12 protein-coding genes and 3 pseudogenes are annotated in these 17,172 nt (G+C 60.5%); 5 read left to right on the forward strand and 10 right to left on the reverse strand.

Annotated elements, in window-relative coordinates:
- Window positions 1-69: 69 nt before the first annotated feature.
- The 3 genes from ACOJB8_RS09875 to ACOJB8_RS09885 are packed head-to-tail and all read right to left on the reverse strand — an operon-like array spanning window position 70 to window position 2,692.
- A complete protein-coding gene (locus tag ACOJB8_RS09875) occupies window positions 70-1,131 on the reverse strand; it encodes an ABC transporter substrate-binding protein (RefSeq protein ID WP_475012308.1) in 1,062 nt (353 codons plus the stop codon).
- The gene (locus ACOJB8_RS09880; protein WP_475012310.1) at window positions 1,128-1,901 is read right to left on the reverse strand and encodes an ABC transporter permease; all 774 of its coding nucleotides are present in this window, start codon (window positions 1,899-1,901) and stop codon (window positions 1,128-1,130) included. Before ACOJB8_RS09880 ends, ACOJB8_RS09875 begins: the two co-directional genes overlap by 4 nt.
- A 20-nt stretch (window positions 1,902-1,921) precedes the next feature.
- The gene (locus ACOJB8_RS09885; protein ID WP_475012312.1) at window positions 1,922-2,692 is read right to left on the reverse strand and encodes an ABC transporter ATP-binding protein; all 771 of its coding nucleotides are present in this window, start codon (window positions 2,690-2,692) and stop codon (window positions 1,922-1,924) included.
- A gap of 855 nt (window positions 2,693-3,547) precedes the next feature.
- Here ACOJB8_RS09885 and ACOJB8_RS09890 point away from each other — a divergent pair.
- Window positions 3,548-3,975 (forward strand): annotated as a pseudogene (locus ACOJB8_RS09890) (VOC family protein).
- A 95-nt stretch (window positions 3,976-4,070) separates the two neighbouring features.
- On the opposite strand, the gene ACOJB8_RS09895 reads toward ACOJB8_RS09890, so the two are convergent.
- The gene (locus ACOJB8_RS09895; RefSeq protein WP_475012314.1) at window positions 4,071-4,487 is read right to left on the reverse strand and encodes an AMP-binding protein; all 417 of its coding nucleotides are present in this window, start codon (window positions 4,485-4,487) and stop codon (window positions 4,071-4,073) included.
- Window positions 4,488-4,950: 463 nt separating this feature from the next.
- Between ACOJB8_RS09895 and ACOJB8_RS09900 the strand changes: the two genes are divergently transcribed.
- The 4 genes from ACOJB8_RS09900 to ACOJB8_RS09915 all read left to right on the forward strand — a co-directional run bounded on the left by ACOJB8_RS09900 (window position 4,951) and on the right by ACOJB8_RS09915 (window position 13,931).
- Window positions 4,951-10,320: a trifunctional serine/threonine-protein kinase/ATP-binding protein/sensor histidine kinase gene (locus ACOJB8_RS09900; protein WP_475012316.1), complete on the forward strand. Its 5,370-nt coding sequence runs from the start codon at window positions 4,951-4,953 to the stop codon at window positions 10,318-10,320.
- Between the two features lie 89 nt (window positions 10,321-10,409).
- Window positions 10,410-12,854 carry a PAS domain-containing protein gene (locus ACOJB8_RS09905; protein ID WP_475012318.1) on the forward strand — a complete coding sequence of 815 codons (2,445 nt, stop codon included), beginning with the start codon at window positions 10,410-10,412 and terminating at the stop codon, window positions 12,852-12,854.
- Complete coding sequence (locus ACOJB8_RS09910) at window positions 12,854-13,225, forward strand: response regulator (RefSeq protein WP_342924161.1); 372 nt, start codon at window positions 12,854-12,856, stop codon at window positions 13,223-13,225. The genes ACOJB8_RS09905 and ACOJB8_RS09910 overlap by 1 nt, the downstream gene beginning before the upstream one ends.
- A 31-nt stretch (window positions 13,226-13,256) precedes the next feature.
- Window positions 13,257-13,931, forward strand: a complete 675-nt coding sequence (locus ACOJB8_RS09915; RefSeq protein WP_475012406.1) for a response regulator transcription factor — start codon at window positions 13,257-13,259, stop codon at window positions 13,929-13,931.
- 6 nt (window positions 13,932-13,937) lie between these two features.
- On the opposite strand, the pseudogene ACOJB8_RS09920 reads toward ACOJB8_RS09915, so the two are convergent.
- The 6 genes and pseudogenes from ACOJB8_RS09920 to ACOJB8_RS09945 form a co-directional block, all read right to left on the reverse strand.
- Window positions 13,938-14,488, reverse strand: a pseudogene (locus ACOJB8_RS09920) (TolC family protein).
- A 141-nt stretch (window positions 14,489-14,629) separates the two neighbouring features.
- Window positions 14,630-15,319, reverse strand: a pseudogene (locus ACOJB8_RS09925) (multidrug transporter subunit MdtN); the annotation flags it as partial.
- A gap of 22 nt (window positions 15,320-15,341) precedes the next feature.
- Window positions 15,342-15,578, reverse strand: a complete 237-nt coding sequence (locus ACOJB8_RS09930) for a YtcA family lipoprotein (protein ID WP_475012321.1) — start codon at window positions 15,576-15,578, stop codon at window positions 15,342-15,344.
- Window positions 15,579-15,623: 45 nt separating this feature from the next.
- The gene (locus ACOJB8_RS09935) at window positions 15,624-16,106 is read right to left on the reverse strand and encodes a hypothetical protein (protein WP_475012322.1); all 483 of its coding nucleotides are present in this window, start codon (window positions 16,104-16,106) and stop codon (window positions 15,624-15,626) included.
- Complete coding sequence (locus ACOJB8_RS09940) at window positions 16,103-16,351, reverse strand: hypothetical protein (RefSeq protein WP_475012324.1); 249 nt, start codon at window positions 16,349-16,351, stop codon at window positions 16,103-16,105. The genes ACOJB8_RS09935 and ACOJB8_RS09940 overlap by 4 nt, the downstream gene beginning before the upstream one ends.
- A 48-nt stretch (window positions 16,352-16,399) precedes the next feature.
- A complete protein-coding gene (locus tag ACOJB8_RS09945; protein ID WP_475012325.1) occupies window positions 16,400-16,930 on the reverse strand; it encodes a lecithin retinol acyltransferase family protein in 531 nt (176 codons plus the stop codon).
- Between the last annotated feature and the right edge of the window lie 242 nt (window positions 16,931-17,172).

The following is a 17,172-nucleotide window of genomic DNA, read 5'->3' on the forward strand; positions in this document are numbered from 1 at the left end:
CGTAGTGCGTTTCGTCAACAGGCGATGGCGAAATGGCTCGGCGCCGCCGGTGCGCACGCCATGTCTCTCTCACTTGTCCTTGTAGGCTTTCGCCATGGCAATGATCTTGTCCTGACTGAAGTTGTTGATCTCGTCGATCAGGTCGTTCGTTATGAGCTCGTTTGCCGGGACCTTTACCTTGGTCACGCCCCACCTCTGCATGAAGTCCGTATAAGCGGAAAAGCTTTTCTCGGAGCTCTCTCCCCATTTGGACACACCGGACTTTTCGAGCCTTAAATTCGTCATGCGTGCCTGCAGAGTCCTCATGCCTTCGCGAAGGGCCGTCGCCTCGTCAACGCCGGTAGGTTTGGTCTCTGGATAGACTTCCCAGAGAATACGTATCGCGGCTTCCGGATTGGCAAAGGTGAAGACGGTACCCTTCGCGTAGCCTTGAGCGAGCGCTATTGCCTGATTGTGGTTGGTTCGTAAAGTATCTTCGAGAGCAAGGAAGCCATTTGAAGGAAAGTTCTCAATCTCGCCGGTCGGGAGACGCCGGAGCTTTACCCCGGCATTTTCGACCAGCGCATACTGCGTGTCGAACTGGCTCAGGGCGTCGATCTGGCCTGAGCGAAGCAGTGCTGCCGTCTGCGCCCCTTCGCCGGCCACGACGATGTGGATGTCGCGATCGGGATCAAGCCCCGCACTGGCGGCGAGAGCCCGCGCGATGAGCGCTCCAGTCGAACTCATTGCGGTGACGCCGATGGTCTTCTGCTTCAAGTCAGCGAGTTTAGTGATGGTGCTACTCTGAGGAACCGCGATACCGAAAATGTTTCCCTGGTAGGCGGTGTAGAAAATCCTCGCCTTCACCCCTTGCGAACGGATAATCGCGAGCGGTTCGACGGAAGCAAGTGCGTAGGGAATTGTCTTCGTCGCGACGAGCTTGACGCAGTCTGTACCCGCCAGCGGCACCAGCTCGACCGCAATTCCATTCCGCTCGTACCAGCCCATCTTCATGGCAACGGCGAACGGGGCCGCGGCGGTGGTGATGGTGCGAGCACACCAGCCAACCCGCACCGTGGTCTGAGCGGCGGCATCAAGTTCTGCAGCACCGAATAAATATGCGATTGCTACAAACAGGTAGACGCGTTTCATCGGATTTCTTCCCCGTCCAGCAGATCCGGAACCCGGTCCTGCGACCTGTCCCAGAAAAGTAGCCGCCTGCGGACGACAACGATGGCAGTGTGCAGAAGAAGACCCAGCAGGGAAAGAATGAAAAGAACTGAGAACTGACCCGCGGCGTCCATCGTGAACGTCATGCTCATCAGTAGCACGCCGAGTCCTTTTTGCGCACCGACAAACTCCGCCACAATTGCGCCAATAAGCGACAGCATCATGGCAATTTCGAAGCCCGCAAAAATGTAGGGCATTGCCCCCGGCATGCGCAGCATCCAGAAGATCTGCATCTCCGAGGCGTCAAGCGAGCGCATGAGTGCGACTCGATCTTCGTCAGCAGACCGGAGGCCCGCGATCGTGTTGACCATCAATGGAAAGAAGGCTGTCAGGGCAGCCTGGGCGACCTTCGACTCGAGACCGAGCCCAAGCCAGATAATGATGAGTGGTGCCAACGCCACCTTTGGCATGGCCTGAAACATGAGAATGAAGGGATAGAGAAAATACTCACAACGCGGGCTCAACGCGATGAGCGTGCCGAGAACGAGCGCCACGATGGAACCGGCAGTGAAGCCGAGCAGCGTTTCGACGAGAGTGATCCAGAGGTGGTGAACGTAGAGCATCGATGCTACGCCGTGATAGAGGGCGACGACGATTTTCGACGGCGGCGGCACGATATAGGCGGAGACTTCGAAGAGGCGATCGGCGCCTTCCCAGGTCGTGAGCACGATGAGCACGAGAAGCAGGCGCAACAGTGACCTCGGCGGCCGACTCATGCTGAGAGGTCGCCCACGGTTTTGAAATGATCCCGGATTCGTTTCACATGCCGGCCAAAGTCAGGCGTTGTCATGACATCAAGATTGCGTGGCCGCGCGAGGTCGATGACGACGTCATCGACGATATGTCCAGGGCGCGGCGTCATCACCAGCACGCGGTCTGCGAGAAAGACCGCCTCCGGGATCGAGTGAGTGATGAAGAGTATGGTCTCCCTCCGCTCGAGCCATATGTGCTGCAACTGCATGTTCATCTGCTCCCGGGTCATCGCATCGAGTGCACCAAATGGCTCATCCATGAACAGGATGGTGGGATCATGAACAAGCGCTCGCACGATGGCGACGCGCTGCTGCATGCCGCCGGACAACTCCCGTGGATAGCGCTTTTCAAAGCCGTAGAGACCCACGAGGGAAAGCAGAATCATCGCGCGCGCCATCAGCTTGTCGCGGCCAAGTCGCTGCACGTCGACGGGAAGCAGGACGTTATCTAGCACCGTTCTCCAGGGAAATAGCACGGGAGACTGAAAGACGACGCCAATGTCCCGGCGCGGTCCGGCGATCGCAATGCCGCTCAGTCGTGCCTCGCCCTGCGAGGCCGGGATTAGCCCGATCAGAATCTTGAGGAGTGTGGACTTCCCGCAGCCCGACGGTCCCACGATCGCAACAAACTGTTCCTTCTCGATCGCGAAGTGGATGTCCTGTAACGCAATCACCGAGGCGTCACTCGTCCCGTAGACCTTCCGGAGACCGTTCACCGCGATGAGTTCCATGACGGTACAAGATGAGATCGGGGGACGTTATTGCACGTCGCCCGTTAAGCGTAGACTAGCTAAACAAATTCTAGGCGATAAAAACTGCGCCGGTAGCTGCCGGTCTGCACGATCGCGCCGTCGGGCGGACATCGGTTCGTTGAAAAGCATCTGCGTAGCAGTTATTGAAATGGGCACTGACGATACTCGCCACGGAACCCGTATGCCTCACCACTTCATGTTCGGGTCCGGCGGCGAGGCATGTGACGGACTGAGGCTGGTCACCAGAGCGACGCCCGGGAACGCCCATGCGAGTGCAAGCGCAACCCGGGGCTTCAGTTTGCGCGTGCGGGCTCAGATCCAGAAATCCTCCTACCAATGCCTGGGACGCCCCACTCAACTCCACGGATGCCGATCTGCGCCCGTCGGCTAAGGTGTATTAGCCGGGGACTCGTCATATCAGGTGCCGCGCTGAACGACCGTTGCGCCATTGGAAGCTGTCGTTGATCTATTGCGCGCTTGAAGGGCAGTTCAGGGTCGCTTTATGCGTTTTGCATGAATCGCGTCCAAGACATTCATCGTGCTCGGTCGTGGGGCGCAGTGCGGCCATCTACGGCCGCTCGACAAAAGTCGGAAAGGGACAATCGAGCGTCCGCAGTACGCTGTGACGTGACACACATAGTCGATGCCGCGAGCACTACCGAACCAACCCGATCGCCCTTCGCTGCCGCGTGGGGATGCCTGTCGGCCACTTGAAACACCTACACTCATCCATGCTCCGCGCTACCTGAATGCCGCCCGCCACATCAGTTCGACGGGCGCGGGGGGACATGTTCATTCCTCATGGCGCCGCTCATTCGCGGCAAAGGAGAAACCATGGAAAAGATCCCCAAAGCCACGGCCTTGTTCGTCGCAGGCTTCGGCCCGATTGTCATTGAAGCGCGGGCAAGCCGCGAACTCTACAGTCGAGCCTTCGGTATTCCCTTCAAGGAAGAGAAAGGCGGCTACCTCCATACGGAGAGTCTGCAAGGCGCAAACACTTTCGCCTTGTGGCCGCTCTCCCAGGCCGCTCAGTCGTGCTTCGGCACGGATTCGTGGCCTCGTGACGTACCGGTCCGCAAGCCTGGATTGAGTTTGATGTCGACAACGTCGAAGCGGCTACGGCGGAACTTGAATCACGCGGATATCGAATGCTGGTCAGGAACCGGAATGAGCCGTGGGGCCAGACCGTGAGTCGCTTCATCGGGCCAGAAGGATTGCTGGTAGGAATCACCTTTACGCCATCAATGCGGCAAGGGAAATGATGGCGGTCACCGTGGCAGTCCCGCGTGCGACTGATTCGGCTGCCGAGCACTCGCCTCCCCCCGGTGAATGGCTGATGAAGTGCTGAAAACAGGCCTCACTGTCCTTGCGGACCTGGTGGCTGCAACGGAGTCGACTGCGGAAGTTCGCCGGCCACTGCGATCCGCTGCGCACGGGCTTTCGATGGACCTTCGGGTTCGGTCGTCGACAGGCGCTGGCCCACACCGATGCTTGCCGTCGCGAGGAAGCTCCCAATCGCCTGAGGGACATCTGGCAAGTATCCGACAATCCGGTCACCCTTTTTAACGCCGAGCCCGCGCAAAGTGTGCGCGACGGCGGCAACCTGGCGTCGTAGTTCAGCCCAAGAAAGGGACCCCGCCGTCGGTCCCCCAGGTTCCGACTCGGCAATTAGCGCCAGCCCAGGCAGCTTTTCGTGCCGCAGTACCTGGTCAACGTAGTTGAGGCGAGTACCGGGGAACCAGCGGGCGCCCGGCATGCGCGATTCTGCTACCATTCGAATCAACGGTCATACGGCATAACCGAAAAAATCTCTGCGGACCATGACATCATCGGTAAGGTGTGCGGTCATGTGAAAGGCACTGGTTGCACTACTAAAGCCGCTTGCCCTCCACCGTCGCGTGGAGCGATGCGGCAGCGAGCCGCTAAGGCGAACCGTACCGGCGACGTTGCGCTGCGCACAAAAACGGAAGCTATTCGAACACTGAGCGGGCAAGTCACTCGCGCAGGCGATGCCGTCTATCGCCCTCATATTGCGGTACCCGCGCTGCAAAGCACGGAAGCCATGGCTTTGGCCTCCGTCATGAAAGCGATTCCTCGAGAGCATGTCATCTGAGCCTCGGTCCCCCTCGATTCCAGATAGCAGCCAGGTCTTATGGGAGGATGGCGAGCGATACCTCGCGCGCGCATCGCGCTTGAGCCCGGATGGCACGCCGACTTCGGTCATGGAGTTGCGGCCTTTGGCTACCGGCTGTACGCCCGCGAGCCTCGAACGCCTGGCGCACGAATACCATCTGAAGGAAGAGCTTTCCGGCGATTGGGCCGTACGGCCGCTCGAACTGGTGCCTGAGGGCAGCCAGACCGTGCTGGTGCTGGAGGATTCGGGCGCCGCTCCGCTCGACCGGCTGATTGGCCCCCCCCTTCGACTGGAACGGTTCCTGCAGCTTGCCATTGACATTGTCAGTGCTTTGGGGAAGGCCCATCAGCGCGGCCTTATCCACAAGGACATCAAGCCGGCGCATATTCTGGTGAACGACTCAACGGGCGAGGTTAGACTCACCGGCTTCGGCATCGCCTCGCGTCTTCCGCGCGAACGCCAGAGCCCGGAACATCCTGAATTGATCGCGGGAACCCTCGCGTACATGGCGCCCGAGCAAACCGGACGAATGAACCGGTCGATCGATTCGCGCAGCGATCTCTACGCGCTTGGGGTCACGTTGTACGAGATGTTGACCGGGACCCTTCCTTTCACTGCGCTGGATCCTCTGGAATGGGTGCACTGCCACATCGCGCGACAGCCCGCTGCGCCGCATGAGCGCGTCTCAGGCATCCCTGCCCCGCTCTCGGCTATCGTGATGAAACTGCTATCGAAACCCGCCGAGGATCGCTATCAAACCGCAGGCGGCCTGGAGTGGGACCTCAGAAAATGCCTGAGTGAATGGCAAGCCGCTCATCGGATCGATCCTTTCCCGCTCGGAACGCACGATACGACGCGACAGCTTTTGATCCCCGAGAAGCTCTACGGACGTTGCAATGAAATCGCGACGCTTCTGGAGGCGTTCGAGCGCGTCGCAACGCAAGGAACGCGGGACCTGGTCCTCGTGTCCGGCTACTCAGGCATTGGAAAATCCTCCGTCGTCAATGAGTTGCACAAGGTGATCGTGCTGCCCCGGGGTATATTCATCTCGGGAAAATTCGACTTGCGCCTGAGAGACATCCCCTATTCAACATTGGCCCAGGCATTTGCCGAACTAATCCGACAAATCCTGAACGGCCAGGATGCCGAAATTGCGCACTGGCGCGACGTGATCGAAAAAGCCGTTGGCCAGCACGGGCGATTGCTGACCGATCTGATTCCCGAACTTGCGAGCTTGATCGGGCCCCAGCCTGCAGTTCCGGTACTTTCGCCACTGGAAACCCAGTTGAGATTCCAGGCCGTCTTTCAAAAGTTCGTTGGCGTGTTCGCGCGCGCCGAGCATCCGCTCGTGATTTTCCTGGACGATCTACAGTGGCTCGATCCGGCGACATTAACGGTGGTCGAATATCTGATCACGCATCCTGACATGCATCACTTGCTATTGATCGGTGCGTATCGCGACAACGAAGTCGCGCCCGGGCATCCGCTCATCGAAATGCTCAGTTCGATTCGCGAGGCCGGGACGAAGGTGCATGAGATCGTACTCGGCCCGCTCTCGCCGGAGGACTTTGCCGAACTGCTTTGCGACGCTTTCAGATGCACGCGCGAGCAAGCTTTGCCTCTAGCCAGACTGGTCCACCAGAAAACCGACGGCAATCCATTCTTTGCGGGCCAGTTATTGACGAATCTCGTTGAGGAAGGCCTTCTCGAGTTCGAGCCGGATTCAGCTTCGTGGCGGTGGAACCTCGAGCAGATCGACGCAAAGGGCTTCACCGACAACGTCGTAGAACTGATGGTCCGCAGACTGCAGAGGCTTTCGCCTCGTGCACAGGACGCGGTAAAGTTGCTGGCGTGCCTCGGCAGCCAGGCCGACTTCGGCACGCTAGCGAGCGTCTGGGATGACTCCGAGGCCAGGGTCCATGCCGATTTCGCCGACGCCGTCCGGGCCGGCGCGATCGTTTGCATGGACCGCAGCTTCAAGTTTCTCCATGACCGGGTGCAAGAAGCCGCCTATGCACTGATTCCAGCCGAATCCCGGGCAGAGCATCACTTGCGCATTGGCCGACTGCTTTTGTCGAAACTCGATGAAGCGGACATTGCGACCAGGATTTTTGATCTCGTGAACCAGTTGAATCACGGATCCGAACTGATGGTCGAGCGGCCCGAACGACATCGCGCAGCAACGCTCAACCTCGATGCCGCGAAAAAGGCGAAGGCCTCGACCGCATATCGCTCGGCCTGCAATTATCTCGCGGCGGCTGCATCGCTGCTTTCGCAGCAAGGTTGGGACGACAGTTACGAGTTGACCTTCGGCGTCTGGTTCGAGCGGGCCGAATGCGAGTTTCTGCTCTCCCATTTCGGCGAAGCCACGCTATGGATCGATGATATATTGCTTCGAGCGCGATCGAAAATACACCGTGCCGAGGCTTACCGGCTCAGGATGGTCCTGCAGTTGGTGAATGCCGACAATGCGTCCGCCGTCAGAACCGCTCGCGAATGTCTGGAAATGTTCGCCATCGATTTACCCGATCATCCTACGGATGACGAAGTATCCGCAGAATTCGATGCAGTATTCGCGCACCTCGGCGCGCGCCCGATCGAAAGCCTCCTTGAACTCCCGATGATGGAGGACCTGGAGATGCGGGAAGTCATGCAGATCTTCCATATGCTAGGGCAGACTGCGTATTTCACCGATATGAACCTCGCCCAGACGATTGCTTGCCGAATGGTCGTCGTGACGCTGGAATACGGCACGACCGAATCGGCTGTCATCGCCTATGCATTTACCTCCATTCTTCTAGGTCCGTTCTTCCACCGATACCAGGACGGCGAGGCATTCGCCCGGTTGGCGGTCGCCGTGGCGGAGAAACATCGTTTCGTGGCTCAACAAGTGGCCGCACATTTCTTTATGCAAATGGCGGTTCTATGGACGCAACCGATCGAGGTCGCATTGGGGTGCGTCGATACGGCCAGGCGGTATGCGCGAGAAACGGGCGAAGTCATTTATGCCAGCTTCAGCCTCGAACATCGACTGACGGATCTTCTTGCGCGCGGCTACCGCCTCAACGAGGCGTGGCTCGATTCGATCAACGCAATCGAGTTCGTCAAGCGAATCCACTTCCGTCACGTGCACGATATTCTCTGCAGTATCCAGCACTTCATCCAGAGGCTTCGCGGGCGCGCCAGCGATGAGACACCGATCGAGGACGCCACGATCGACGCTCAAATCGCGGAAGGTGGTATTGCCGTGGTCAACTGCTTCCACTGGATTTTGCAGGTCCAGCGCCACTATCTGCTAGGCGAACCTGAGAAGGCGCTCGCGTGCGCCGCCAAGGCCAGCCCACTACTTTGGTCCACACGCTGCCACATTCAGTTCGCGAACTACTGCCTCTATCATTCGCTTGCACTCGCCGCGGTTCACAACTCCGCGTCAGCTGCTCGACAAGCGGAGATCAAGGCAGACATCACCGCAAATATCGAGGCATTCGCAACATGGGCGAAAAGCTGTCCTATCACTTTTGCGCACAAGCATCTGCTGCTGCGCGCCGAACTGGCCCGTCTGAATGGACACGACATGCAGGCCATGCGGTTCTATGAGCATGCCGCCCGCTCGGCGGGCGAGCAAGGATTCGTCCAGGATCAGGCACTGGCCAACGAGCTCGCTGCGCAATGCTGCCTCGCCGCTGGCCTCGAACGCGCCGCACACGCTTATTTGCGTGAGGCGCGGGACGCCTATTCCCAATGGGGTGCGCACGGCAAGATCGAACAACTGGATCGGCTCTACCCCTCGAGCAAACCCGAAGCTGCGCCTGTCCCACGCGTGACCATCGAGGAACTCGGCGAGCAACTGGATCTCGCGACGATCGTGAAGACGGCTCAGGCAATCTCAGGCGAAATGGTGCTCGAGAACCTGATCAAGTCTTTGATGACGACTGCAATCGAGCACGCTGGCGCCGAACGTGGTCTGTTGATCCTGCGACAGGGCGCCCTGCAGCGGGTCGAAGCCGAAGCCACCATTCAAGATAGCCGGGTCATCGTGGAATTGCCGCAGCAGTCGCCGAACTCGTTGGCACTGCCGGATTCGCTCCTGCGCTATGTCACAAGCACGCACGAACCCGTCATCATTGACGATGCCTCAGTCGAAAACCGATTCTCCGGCGATCCCTATATCCGCCAGAAATGCGCACGTTCCGTCCTTTGTCTGCCATTGCTCAAGCAGGCCGGGCTGATCGGTGTACTGTACCTCGAGAACAACCTCGCGCCCGGCGTCTTTGCTCCGAAGCGCATCGCCCTGTTGAAGCTGCTCGCCTCGCAGGCGGCGATCGCCTTGGAAAACGCGCGCCTGTACCGCGACCTTGCAGAGCGTGAAGCGAAAATCCGGCGCCTCGTCGATTCCAACATCGTCGGGATCCTGATCGCGGATCTCGAAGGCCGGATCCTCGAAGCCAATGACGCGTTCCTTCGTATGTTGGGATACGGCCGTGACGATCTGCTGGTCGGGCGTCTTAGCTGGAGGGATCTGACGCCACCCGAGTGGATCGAGCGCACCAATACGGAGTGGGAAAAGCTGGAAAAGACCGGGATCTTGCAGCCCTACGAAAAAGAGTACTTCAGGAAGGATGGCAGCCGCGTGCCGGTGCTGATCGGCATTGCAATGCTTGGCGAGAACTCGACTGAAGCTATCGGGTTTGTGCTCGATCTGAGCGAACTCAAACGCGCGGAAGCGGATGCTCGCCAGATGCAGCTTGAGCTCGCACATGCGAACCGCGTCACTGCAATTGGGCAACTCGCAGCGTCGATCAGCCACGAAATGAAGCAGCCGATCGCTGCGACGACCGTCAATGCGTCGACAGGTCTGCGCTGCCTGGGTCTCGACCCACCGGATGTCGAGGAGGCACGTCGGGCGTTTGATCGTATCGTCCGTGACGCGAGGCGTGCAGGCGAGGTGATAAAGCGTATTCATGGCCTCGTCATCAAGGCCCCGATGAGCAACGAGATCTTGCAGATCAACGAGGCGATTCGCGAGGTGATGGCGCTCACGTCCAGCGAGGCGACCCGGAACGGCGTTTCCGTGCGGCTGCGGCTTGCGGAGGATCTACCGGCCATCAAGGGCGACCGGGTGCAAATCCAGCAGGTGATTCTGAACCTCATTATCAACGCCATTGATGCAATGAGCGCGGTTGATAAAGGGCCGCGGGAATTGACGATCGACACCGCGATGAGCGAGCCGGGCGTCGTCCTTGTGGCTGTGCGCGACTCCGGTCCGGGCATCGCCCCGGAGAACATCGAGCGCCTCTTCGAACCGTTTTACACGACGAAGGCCAGCGGAATGGGCATGGGGCTGCCGATCTGCCATTCGATCGTCGAAACTCATGGCGGGCGCCTGTGGGCGGGCAACCACGCCGGCCGCGGTGCGATCTTTCAATTCACGTTGCCCATCAATCCCGCCGTTTCAGCCGCCGTTTCAGCGTAAGCCTGCCCAAACCGACACCAAGGTATATTGACTCCCGGTTCTCGAAAGCCGATCGTTGTAGCGTAAGGCACGCGGCAAAAAGGATCGCGATGGAAAACGAACTCAGTCGTACTGTGGATGCGCTCCCAGGGTTGGTCTGGACAGCCTTCCCTGACGGCCGCATCGAGTTCGTCAATCGGCGCTGGTGCGAATATACGGGGCTTTCCGTCGAGCAAGCGTCCGGCGAAGGCTGGCAGACGGCGTTCCATCCCGATGATCAGCCGGGGCTGATCGAAGCCTGGCGAACCGTCCTCGCCTCCGGCGAGCGGGGCGAGGCGGAAGCGCGCATGCGTCGCTTCGATGGCGTGTATCGCTGGTTCACATGCCGAGCCAGTCCGATTACCGATGCTACCGGTCAAGCCGTAAAGTGGTGCGGGATCAACTCAGACATCGAGGACCGCAAGCAGACCGAAGCTGCGCTGCGCGCGCAAGAACAGCGCTTCGAACTGATCGTCGATGGCCTCCCCACCCGGGTCATCCTTTTCTCGCCCGACGGGGACGTCTTGCACGCCAACCGTCATACGCTCGAATTTTCCGGCTCGACCCTCGAGGAGTTGCGGGGATGGAAAACCAACGGCCTGACCTGCCCCGATGATCGGGCGGCGGTGATCGCCCGGTTCCGGGCGTCGATCAGCACCGGCGAGCCCTATGATGCGGAGTCGCGCCATCGCCGTGCCGATGGCGTCTACCGATGGTTCCGCGTGCAAGGCTTTCCGTTACGCGATACCGAGGGCCGAATCGCTCTCTGGTATTTCCTTCAGACGGATATCGATGATCGCAAGCGTGCCGAGGCACTGCTCGAGGGCGAGAATCGCCTGCTGGAGATGGTCGCGACAGGGCAGCCTTTGCCAAACGTTCTCGACGACCTATGTCGACTCGTCGAAGAGATCGCGACCGACTGCGTCTGCAGAGTCACCTTTCGGGAAACACACGACACCGCGTGCCTGCATCTGGGGTCTCCCGGTCTCCCGAAGCGTTTTCTCCCCCCTGTCGGTGCGCGTGCCACGTCCGATGACTCCGGCCCACTGGGCATGGCGGTGTCCCTCAAGGCGCAGGTGATCGTGCCCGATGTCGCGTCGGACGCGCGCTGGACCAAGGCGTGGCGCGAGCGCAGCCTCGCGCATGGACTGCGTTCCTGCTGGGCGACGCCGATCCTGTCGCGTACCGACGAAGTGCTGGGAACGTTCACGCTGTTTCGGTCTGCTCCCGGCGATCCCACGCCTATCCAGCGCGAACTGATCGCACAGTTCACGCACATCGCGAGCATCGCCATCGAGCGGGCACATAGCATCGCTGCGCGTCAGGAGGCGGATGAGCGCTTACGCCAAAGCGCGGCGCTGATGGCCAAAGTGGAGCAGCTCAGTTCGAGCGGCAGCTTCTGCTGGCACCTTGAAACGGGCGCGTTCACGTGGTCAGATCAGCTTTACCGCATCTTCGGGATCGAACCGGGGGTGCCGATTACGATAGACACGATCGCCTCCCGCTTCCACCCTGGCGACCGCCATCTACTTGACGAAATGATCGAGCGGGCGCGAGAAGGCAAAGATCTGGAGTTCGAAATCCGACTGCTGCTGCCCAACGGCCCGGTCAGGCACATTCACATACAGGCGCACGCCACGCGCGACCCGCAAGGCTCGCTGGACTACATCGGCGCCGCGCAGGACATGACGGAGCGTCGGGCGTCCGAAGATGCGCTTCTCGCGTTGCGCGCCGAATTGGCCCATCTGGGCCGGGTCAACACTCAAGGCGCGTTGACGGCCTCGATCGCGCACGAGATCAACCAGCCGCTGACTGGCATCGTGACCAACGCCAGCACCGGCCTGCGCATGCTGAGTGCAGAACCGCCCAATGTGGAAGGCGCGCTCGAGACGGTACGACGCACGATCCGCGACGGGTACCGCGCATCGGAGGTGATGAAACGCCTGCGCGCGCTGTTCAGCAACAAATCCATCACGACCGATACGGTTGATCTGGTCGAAGCGACTCGGGAGGTGATTGATCTGCTGCAAGGCGAGATTCGCAACAAGCGGATCGTGCTGCATCTGAAGACGGCTGACGATCTGCCGCCTGTCGCCGGGGACAAGATCCAGCTCCAGCAGGTGGTGCTCAACCTGCTTGTCAACGCCGTGGAGGCGATGAATGGCGTCGACGACCGGCCACGGCAGATATTGGTGAGCATCGAGCGCGACGATGGTGACCACGTGCGGCTCTCCGTGACCGATTCGGGCGCGGGCATCGACCCACAGCTTGCCGGCAAGCTCTTCGATCCGCTTTTTACGACCAAGCGGGAAGGCATGGGCATCGGCCTGTCCGTAAGCCGTTGCATTATCGAAAGCCTCGACGGCCGGTTGTGGGTCTCCTCGAACAAAGACTGCGGCGCCACATTTACTTTCTCCATTCCGTGTCGGCCGGACAGCGTGGCCGCCGCCGAGCGGTCCGCGCCCGCAGGACAGTCCGCGCGCGCGGACGCGGAGCGACCCCGAAGGAATCTGTGATGACAGAGCGCCCGCTTATCGCGGTGGTCGACGATGACGAGTCGGTGCGCGAATCGCTGCCCGACCTGCTGCATATGTTCGGCTTCGCAACCCGGGCATTTGGGTCGGCAGAAGAATTTCTGGCCTCCGGTTGCGCCGGTGAAGTGCGCTGCCTGATCCTCGACGTCGCCATGCCCGGCATGTCCGGCGAGGACCTTCAGCACGAGCTCAAGCGGCGCCGGGAAGCCGTTCCCATTGTCTTTATCACGGCGCATGGGGACGAGGTGCTGCGCCCGCGCATGCTCGAACAAGGTGCCGTCGATTGTCTGCTCAAACCCTTCAGCGACACCGCCCTTCTGGGGGCGATCCAGGCCGCGCTCAAGGTCGAATGATTCACCCCGGGGCCTGTGAATGGAGTTCAAAATGATACCCGCTCGTGCAGTTGAAGCCGCCTCGAAATCGTCGTCAGCGCAAGGCACGCCGGTCGTCTTCGTCGTCGATGACGATGTCTCGGTGCGTGAGTCGCTCGAAGCCATGATTCGCTTTGCTGGTCTAAGGGCGGAGACCTTTGCTTGCGCCCAGGACTTTCTCGGACGCACGCGCGCGATGGTCCCGAACTGTCTCGTGCTGGATGTCAGCCTGCCCGATCTCAGCGGCCTCGACCTGCAAAACCTGATTGCGTCCGAGCGTACCGACATGCCGATCATCTTCATCACCGGCTACGGCGACGTGCCGATGACGGTGCGAGCCATGAAAGCGGGAGCGGCCGAATTTCTCACCAAGCCATTCGACGACCAGGTGCTGCTGGACGCCATCCGGCACGCGATCGAGCGCAGCCGCGCGGCGTTGGGCGAAGAAGCCGGGATGCAGTCGATCCGTGATCGCTACGCCTCACTCAGTCAGCGCGAGCGGGAGGTCATGGCGTTGGTGGTATCCGGCCTGCTGAACAAACAGGTCGGAGCCGAACTGGGCATCAGCGAGATCACAGTGAAGGTGCACCGCCGACATGTGATGCAAAAGATGGCTGCCCGCTCGCTCCCCGAACTAGTCAACATCGCACGAAGACTGACCCAGAGCACGCAAGTGCGTGAAGGCTAGGTCACCTTACCCGCACGCAACCGGTTCCTCGTCGCGATACCCGCCTCCGAGCGCTTTCGACAGTGCGATCGCCTGACTGAGGCGCTGCCCGTCGAGTTCCCGCTTGGAGATGCATTCGAGCAACACTACCTGGCGAGCGTCCATCGCCGCAAGACGGCTCGCAACGCCCCTATCATAGTGCGCCTGAGCACTGGCCTCGGCGAACGACACCGCGTCGATTTTCTCCGCCTGCAGCAGGGCTTCCTGGTCGAGGTCCTGAAGTCTGCTACCCGTTACCGCTACGTCGCGCACCGCATTCAGCACGGCCTGGTTGTATTGCGCGATGAGTGTGTTGCTGGCCTGCGAGCGCCGCTCAGGTTCGCGTTGAGCCGGCCGCCATCAAATACCGGCAGATATAGACCGGGAATCAGATTGATCTGCTGACTGGCATGTGTAAAAAGGTCCGAAAGGTGTAGCGCGTTGAGGCCAAAAAACGCCTTGATGTCGAAGCTCGGATAAAACGCGGCCTTCGCGGCGTCGATACGATCGAACGAAGACTGCACATACCAACGCAGCACTTGCAGGTCCGGACGACGCGCAAGCAGTTCGTATGACAGTGTCGGCGGCAATGCGGACTGCTGCAGCGGCAACGCGACGGGCCTGATGTCGGAAAGATCGTCCGGACCTGCGCCAAGCAACGCACGCAGCGATTCACAAAAATCGATCAACGTGAAAACAGGCTTCAGTGCCGATGCGAATTGCCCGACCGTCGTGCGCAGCGAGACCACCCGACCGTCGAACGGCGCATGCACCTCCGTGAACTCGAGATTCAGCTCGGCAAGGGCAATTTGTGCCCTGACTTCCGCGCGCTGCGCGACCAGCGCATCAACGCCGCTAACCGCTGCGCTAGCCTGCTGCGCCTCGCGCATCGCGGCATTTAGTTCGCCTGCGCGGAGCGCTGCGCAGTTCGTGCGCGATCGACTTCCTCGGCGGATACTTAGCCCTGCGCGAGCAAGGGTTCGGCGCGGCGCAGCGTGTCCTCGGCCTGGTTTGCCACTGCGCGGGCCCGCTCGAAGGCAGCCTGCACGGAATCCGCGTTGTATTGCTGCGCATGGACCGTACGCTGCGTCAAAACGATCTGGTTGTTGAGCGTGTCGAGCCGTGCGCGCGCCTCATCCCGCGCAGTCTGACAGGGGCGCGGGTCGATGCGCAGTAGCAGATCGCCTCGCTTGACGGCCTGATTGTCGCGCACGGGAAGCTCGATGATCCGGCCGCTGACTTCGGGAACGACGCTGATCGTGTCCGCGTACAGCGTCGTCGGTAGGCGGTGCGTGATCGAGCTGCCACAGAACCACGACCAGTAAGCCGATGGCGATCAGCACAATCGCAGCGGCAGGATGCTTCTTCATGTGCCGCGCGGCGCGAGCGTCGTCAGTCATTTTTGGACCACGTCAACGGTGAAAAAACGCCAGCCAGGCGGTCATCGCAAGCAGCGCACTCGGCGCCGGATACGAGCGGTGCGAGCGCCAGGATCGCTCCGCGCCGGCTCAATGCGAGGTGGACGAGAATAGTCCCCGTGATGCCGCCGAGAATACAGAGCAACCAGTCCGGAAAGGCTACACCGAACAGCGGAATCGATGGCGCAAATGCGCAACCGCCGAGCAGCACAGCCGTGCATTGTCAGCAATGACAGACTCACGGCAATCGAGCGGCTCATTGCGGGTCGTTCGCCGTAGGGCGGCCTTCGATCAAACGTTCGCTGACACTTTCTCCGTTCCACGACGCCAGAGCGAACGCGACAACATACGCCGCTTTACCGAGGCATTCGACCGTCGAGACGAGAGCAAGGGCAACACTGTGCGTGTACTCTAGAGGTAACGCCGGTGCCACAGCGAATACACTCGCTGCGCAAATGAAAGCGAAGACGTGACGGGTCAAGCGCAGGTCGACAATGGCAGCGAAACCGATGAGGCAAACCAGTACCTTCGACGCCACCACAGCGAGCAGTGAGGTTAAATCGATCGACCCGCTCAGTTCCAGCGGTGCCTCAATCAGTGTCCAGCAACAGACCACAATGACTGACACCTTGAGCAGGCGCTCCGATCTGGACACGAGATCGTCGGCATCCGCCGAGACCCCCGATACGTAGTACGCGCCGGGAACGCGCTTCGTCAAATTGCCAAAGCCGTGGTTCATCGCACAGACCTCCACGCGGACATGGCCGGCCGCGCTGGCGCGGGCGAATAGACATTCCACGATCCATCGCTGTGACGGAAGAAGACAATCGACAGCAGACCGCCGCCGGAGAGCACCGTTTCGACGCACACGCAGCGCCGATGCATGCCAGTGCCGCGAACCCGCACGACATGCGCGCGCATCGCAAGCGTGGGCGCGAGCCATTTGTCGACGGCCCAGTGCAGGGTCATTTCGGTCGGGCTCATGGTGGCCTCCTTCGCGCCTTTGTCCGTATCTAATTGAAGTGAGGGGAATCACGCCGCAGTAACCGCTGCGCGATCGGTTTTGACCCGGATGCCGATGAGGGCGCTCACGAGACACAGCAGCGCGTGGACGCCCGCGCCCGGATGTTTGAGGAATGCGTGGATCTGTTCGCTGCGGCTTTCACCAACCAGACACCATGCGCAGAAGTGCTCGCAATTGTTCGTCAGCAGGCGATAGCGGTCTTCGCCGAGCCGCGAGCGGGCGCGCAGCACGGTTTGGACGCCGGAATACTTCGGGTACGGACGCCGACGCACAGCAACCGTGTGACCATCGGCGAACTGGTCGAGCGGGACTTCCTCGATGGGGCCGCGACGCACGGATTTCACGAAACCCGCATAGTGAATGACCATGCCGCTACCGACATAAATGCCGTGATGTTCGTAGCCGTGGCGTTTAGTGATCAGGTGGGCACCGAGAACGGGTTCGTCATTCGAGCCGCCAAGCGCGACGTCAGTCGATGTATAGGCGGCTGCACGTTGCGCGCAGTATTCAGTACCTGATTGGTGGCGGTTACGATACATTGCTCAGCTCCAGGTCCTCGGGGGCAAACGGCTGATCCTGCAAACGAGCCATGCCAGCGCATGAAAGCGTGGCCTCGTTTGGAGTGGCGGCTTACGAACCAATCTAGGGCGTCCCCAACTCAGCCGCAATTACACCTTGGGGTGCAAGACACGTATTTGCCGGGATGCGAAGGTGTGACTAACACCATCGTGCAATGGCTCCCCGCTCCGCCGTGGGCCTAACCTCGCCTGGTGTACGAAGA

The organism is Paraburkholderia sp. BR10141, from assembly GCF_056155635.1.

Excerpts from the sequence above, each read along its gene's own strand:
- ACOJB8_RS09875 (WP_475012308.1), bottom strand. The coding sequence starts at position 1,131 with ATGAAACGCGTCTACCTGTTTGTAGCAATCGCATATTTATTCGGTGCT.
- ACOJB8_RS09885 (WP_475012312.1), bottom strand. The coding sequence starts at position 2,692 with ATGGAACTCATCGCGGTGAACGGTCTCCGGAAGGTCTACGGGACGAGT.
- ACOJB8_RS09895 (WP_475012314.1), bottom strand. The coding sequence starts at position 4,487 with ATGGTAGCAGAATCGCGCATGCCGGGCGCCCGCTGGTTCCCCGGTACT.
- ACOJB8_RS09905 (WP_475012318.1), top strand. The coding sequence starts at position 10,410 with ATGGAAAACGAACTCAGTCGTACTGTGGATGCGCTCCCAGGGTTGGTC.
- ACOJB8_RS09910 (WP_342924161.1), top strand. The coding sequence starts at position 12,854 with ATGACAGAGCGCCCGCTTATCGCGGTGGTCGACGATGACGAGTCGGTG.
- ACOJB8_RS09915 (WP_475012406.1), top strand. The coding sequence starts at position 13,257 with ATGATACCCGCTCGTGCAGTTGAAGCCGCCTCGAAATCGTCGTCAGCG.
- ACOJB8_RS09935 (WP_475012322.1), bottom strand. The coding sequence starts at position 16,106 with ATGAACCACGGCTTTGGCAATTTGACGAAGCGCGTTCCCGGCGCGTAC.
- ACOJB8_RS09940 (WP_475012324.1), bottom strand. The coding sequence starts at position 16,351 with ATGAGCCCGACCGAAATGACCCTGCACTGGGCCGTCGACAAATGGCTC.
- ACOJB8_RS09945 (WP_475012325.1), bottom strand. The coding sequence starts at position 16,930 with ATGTATCGTAACCGCCACCAATCAGGTACTGAATACTGCGCGCAACGT.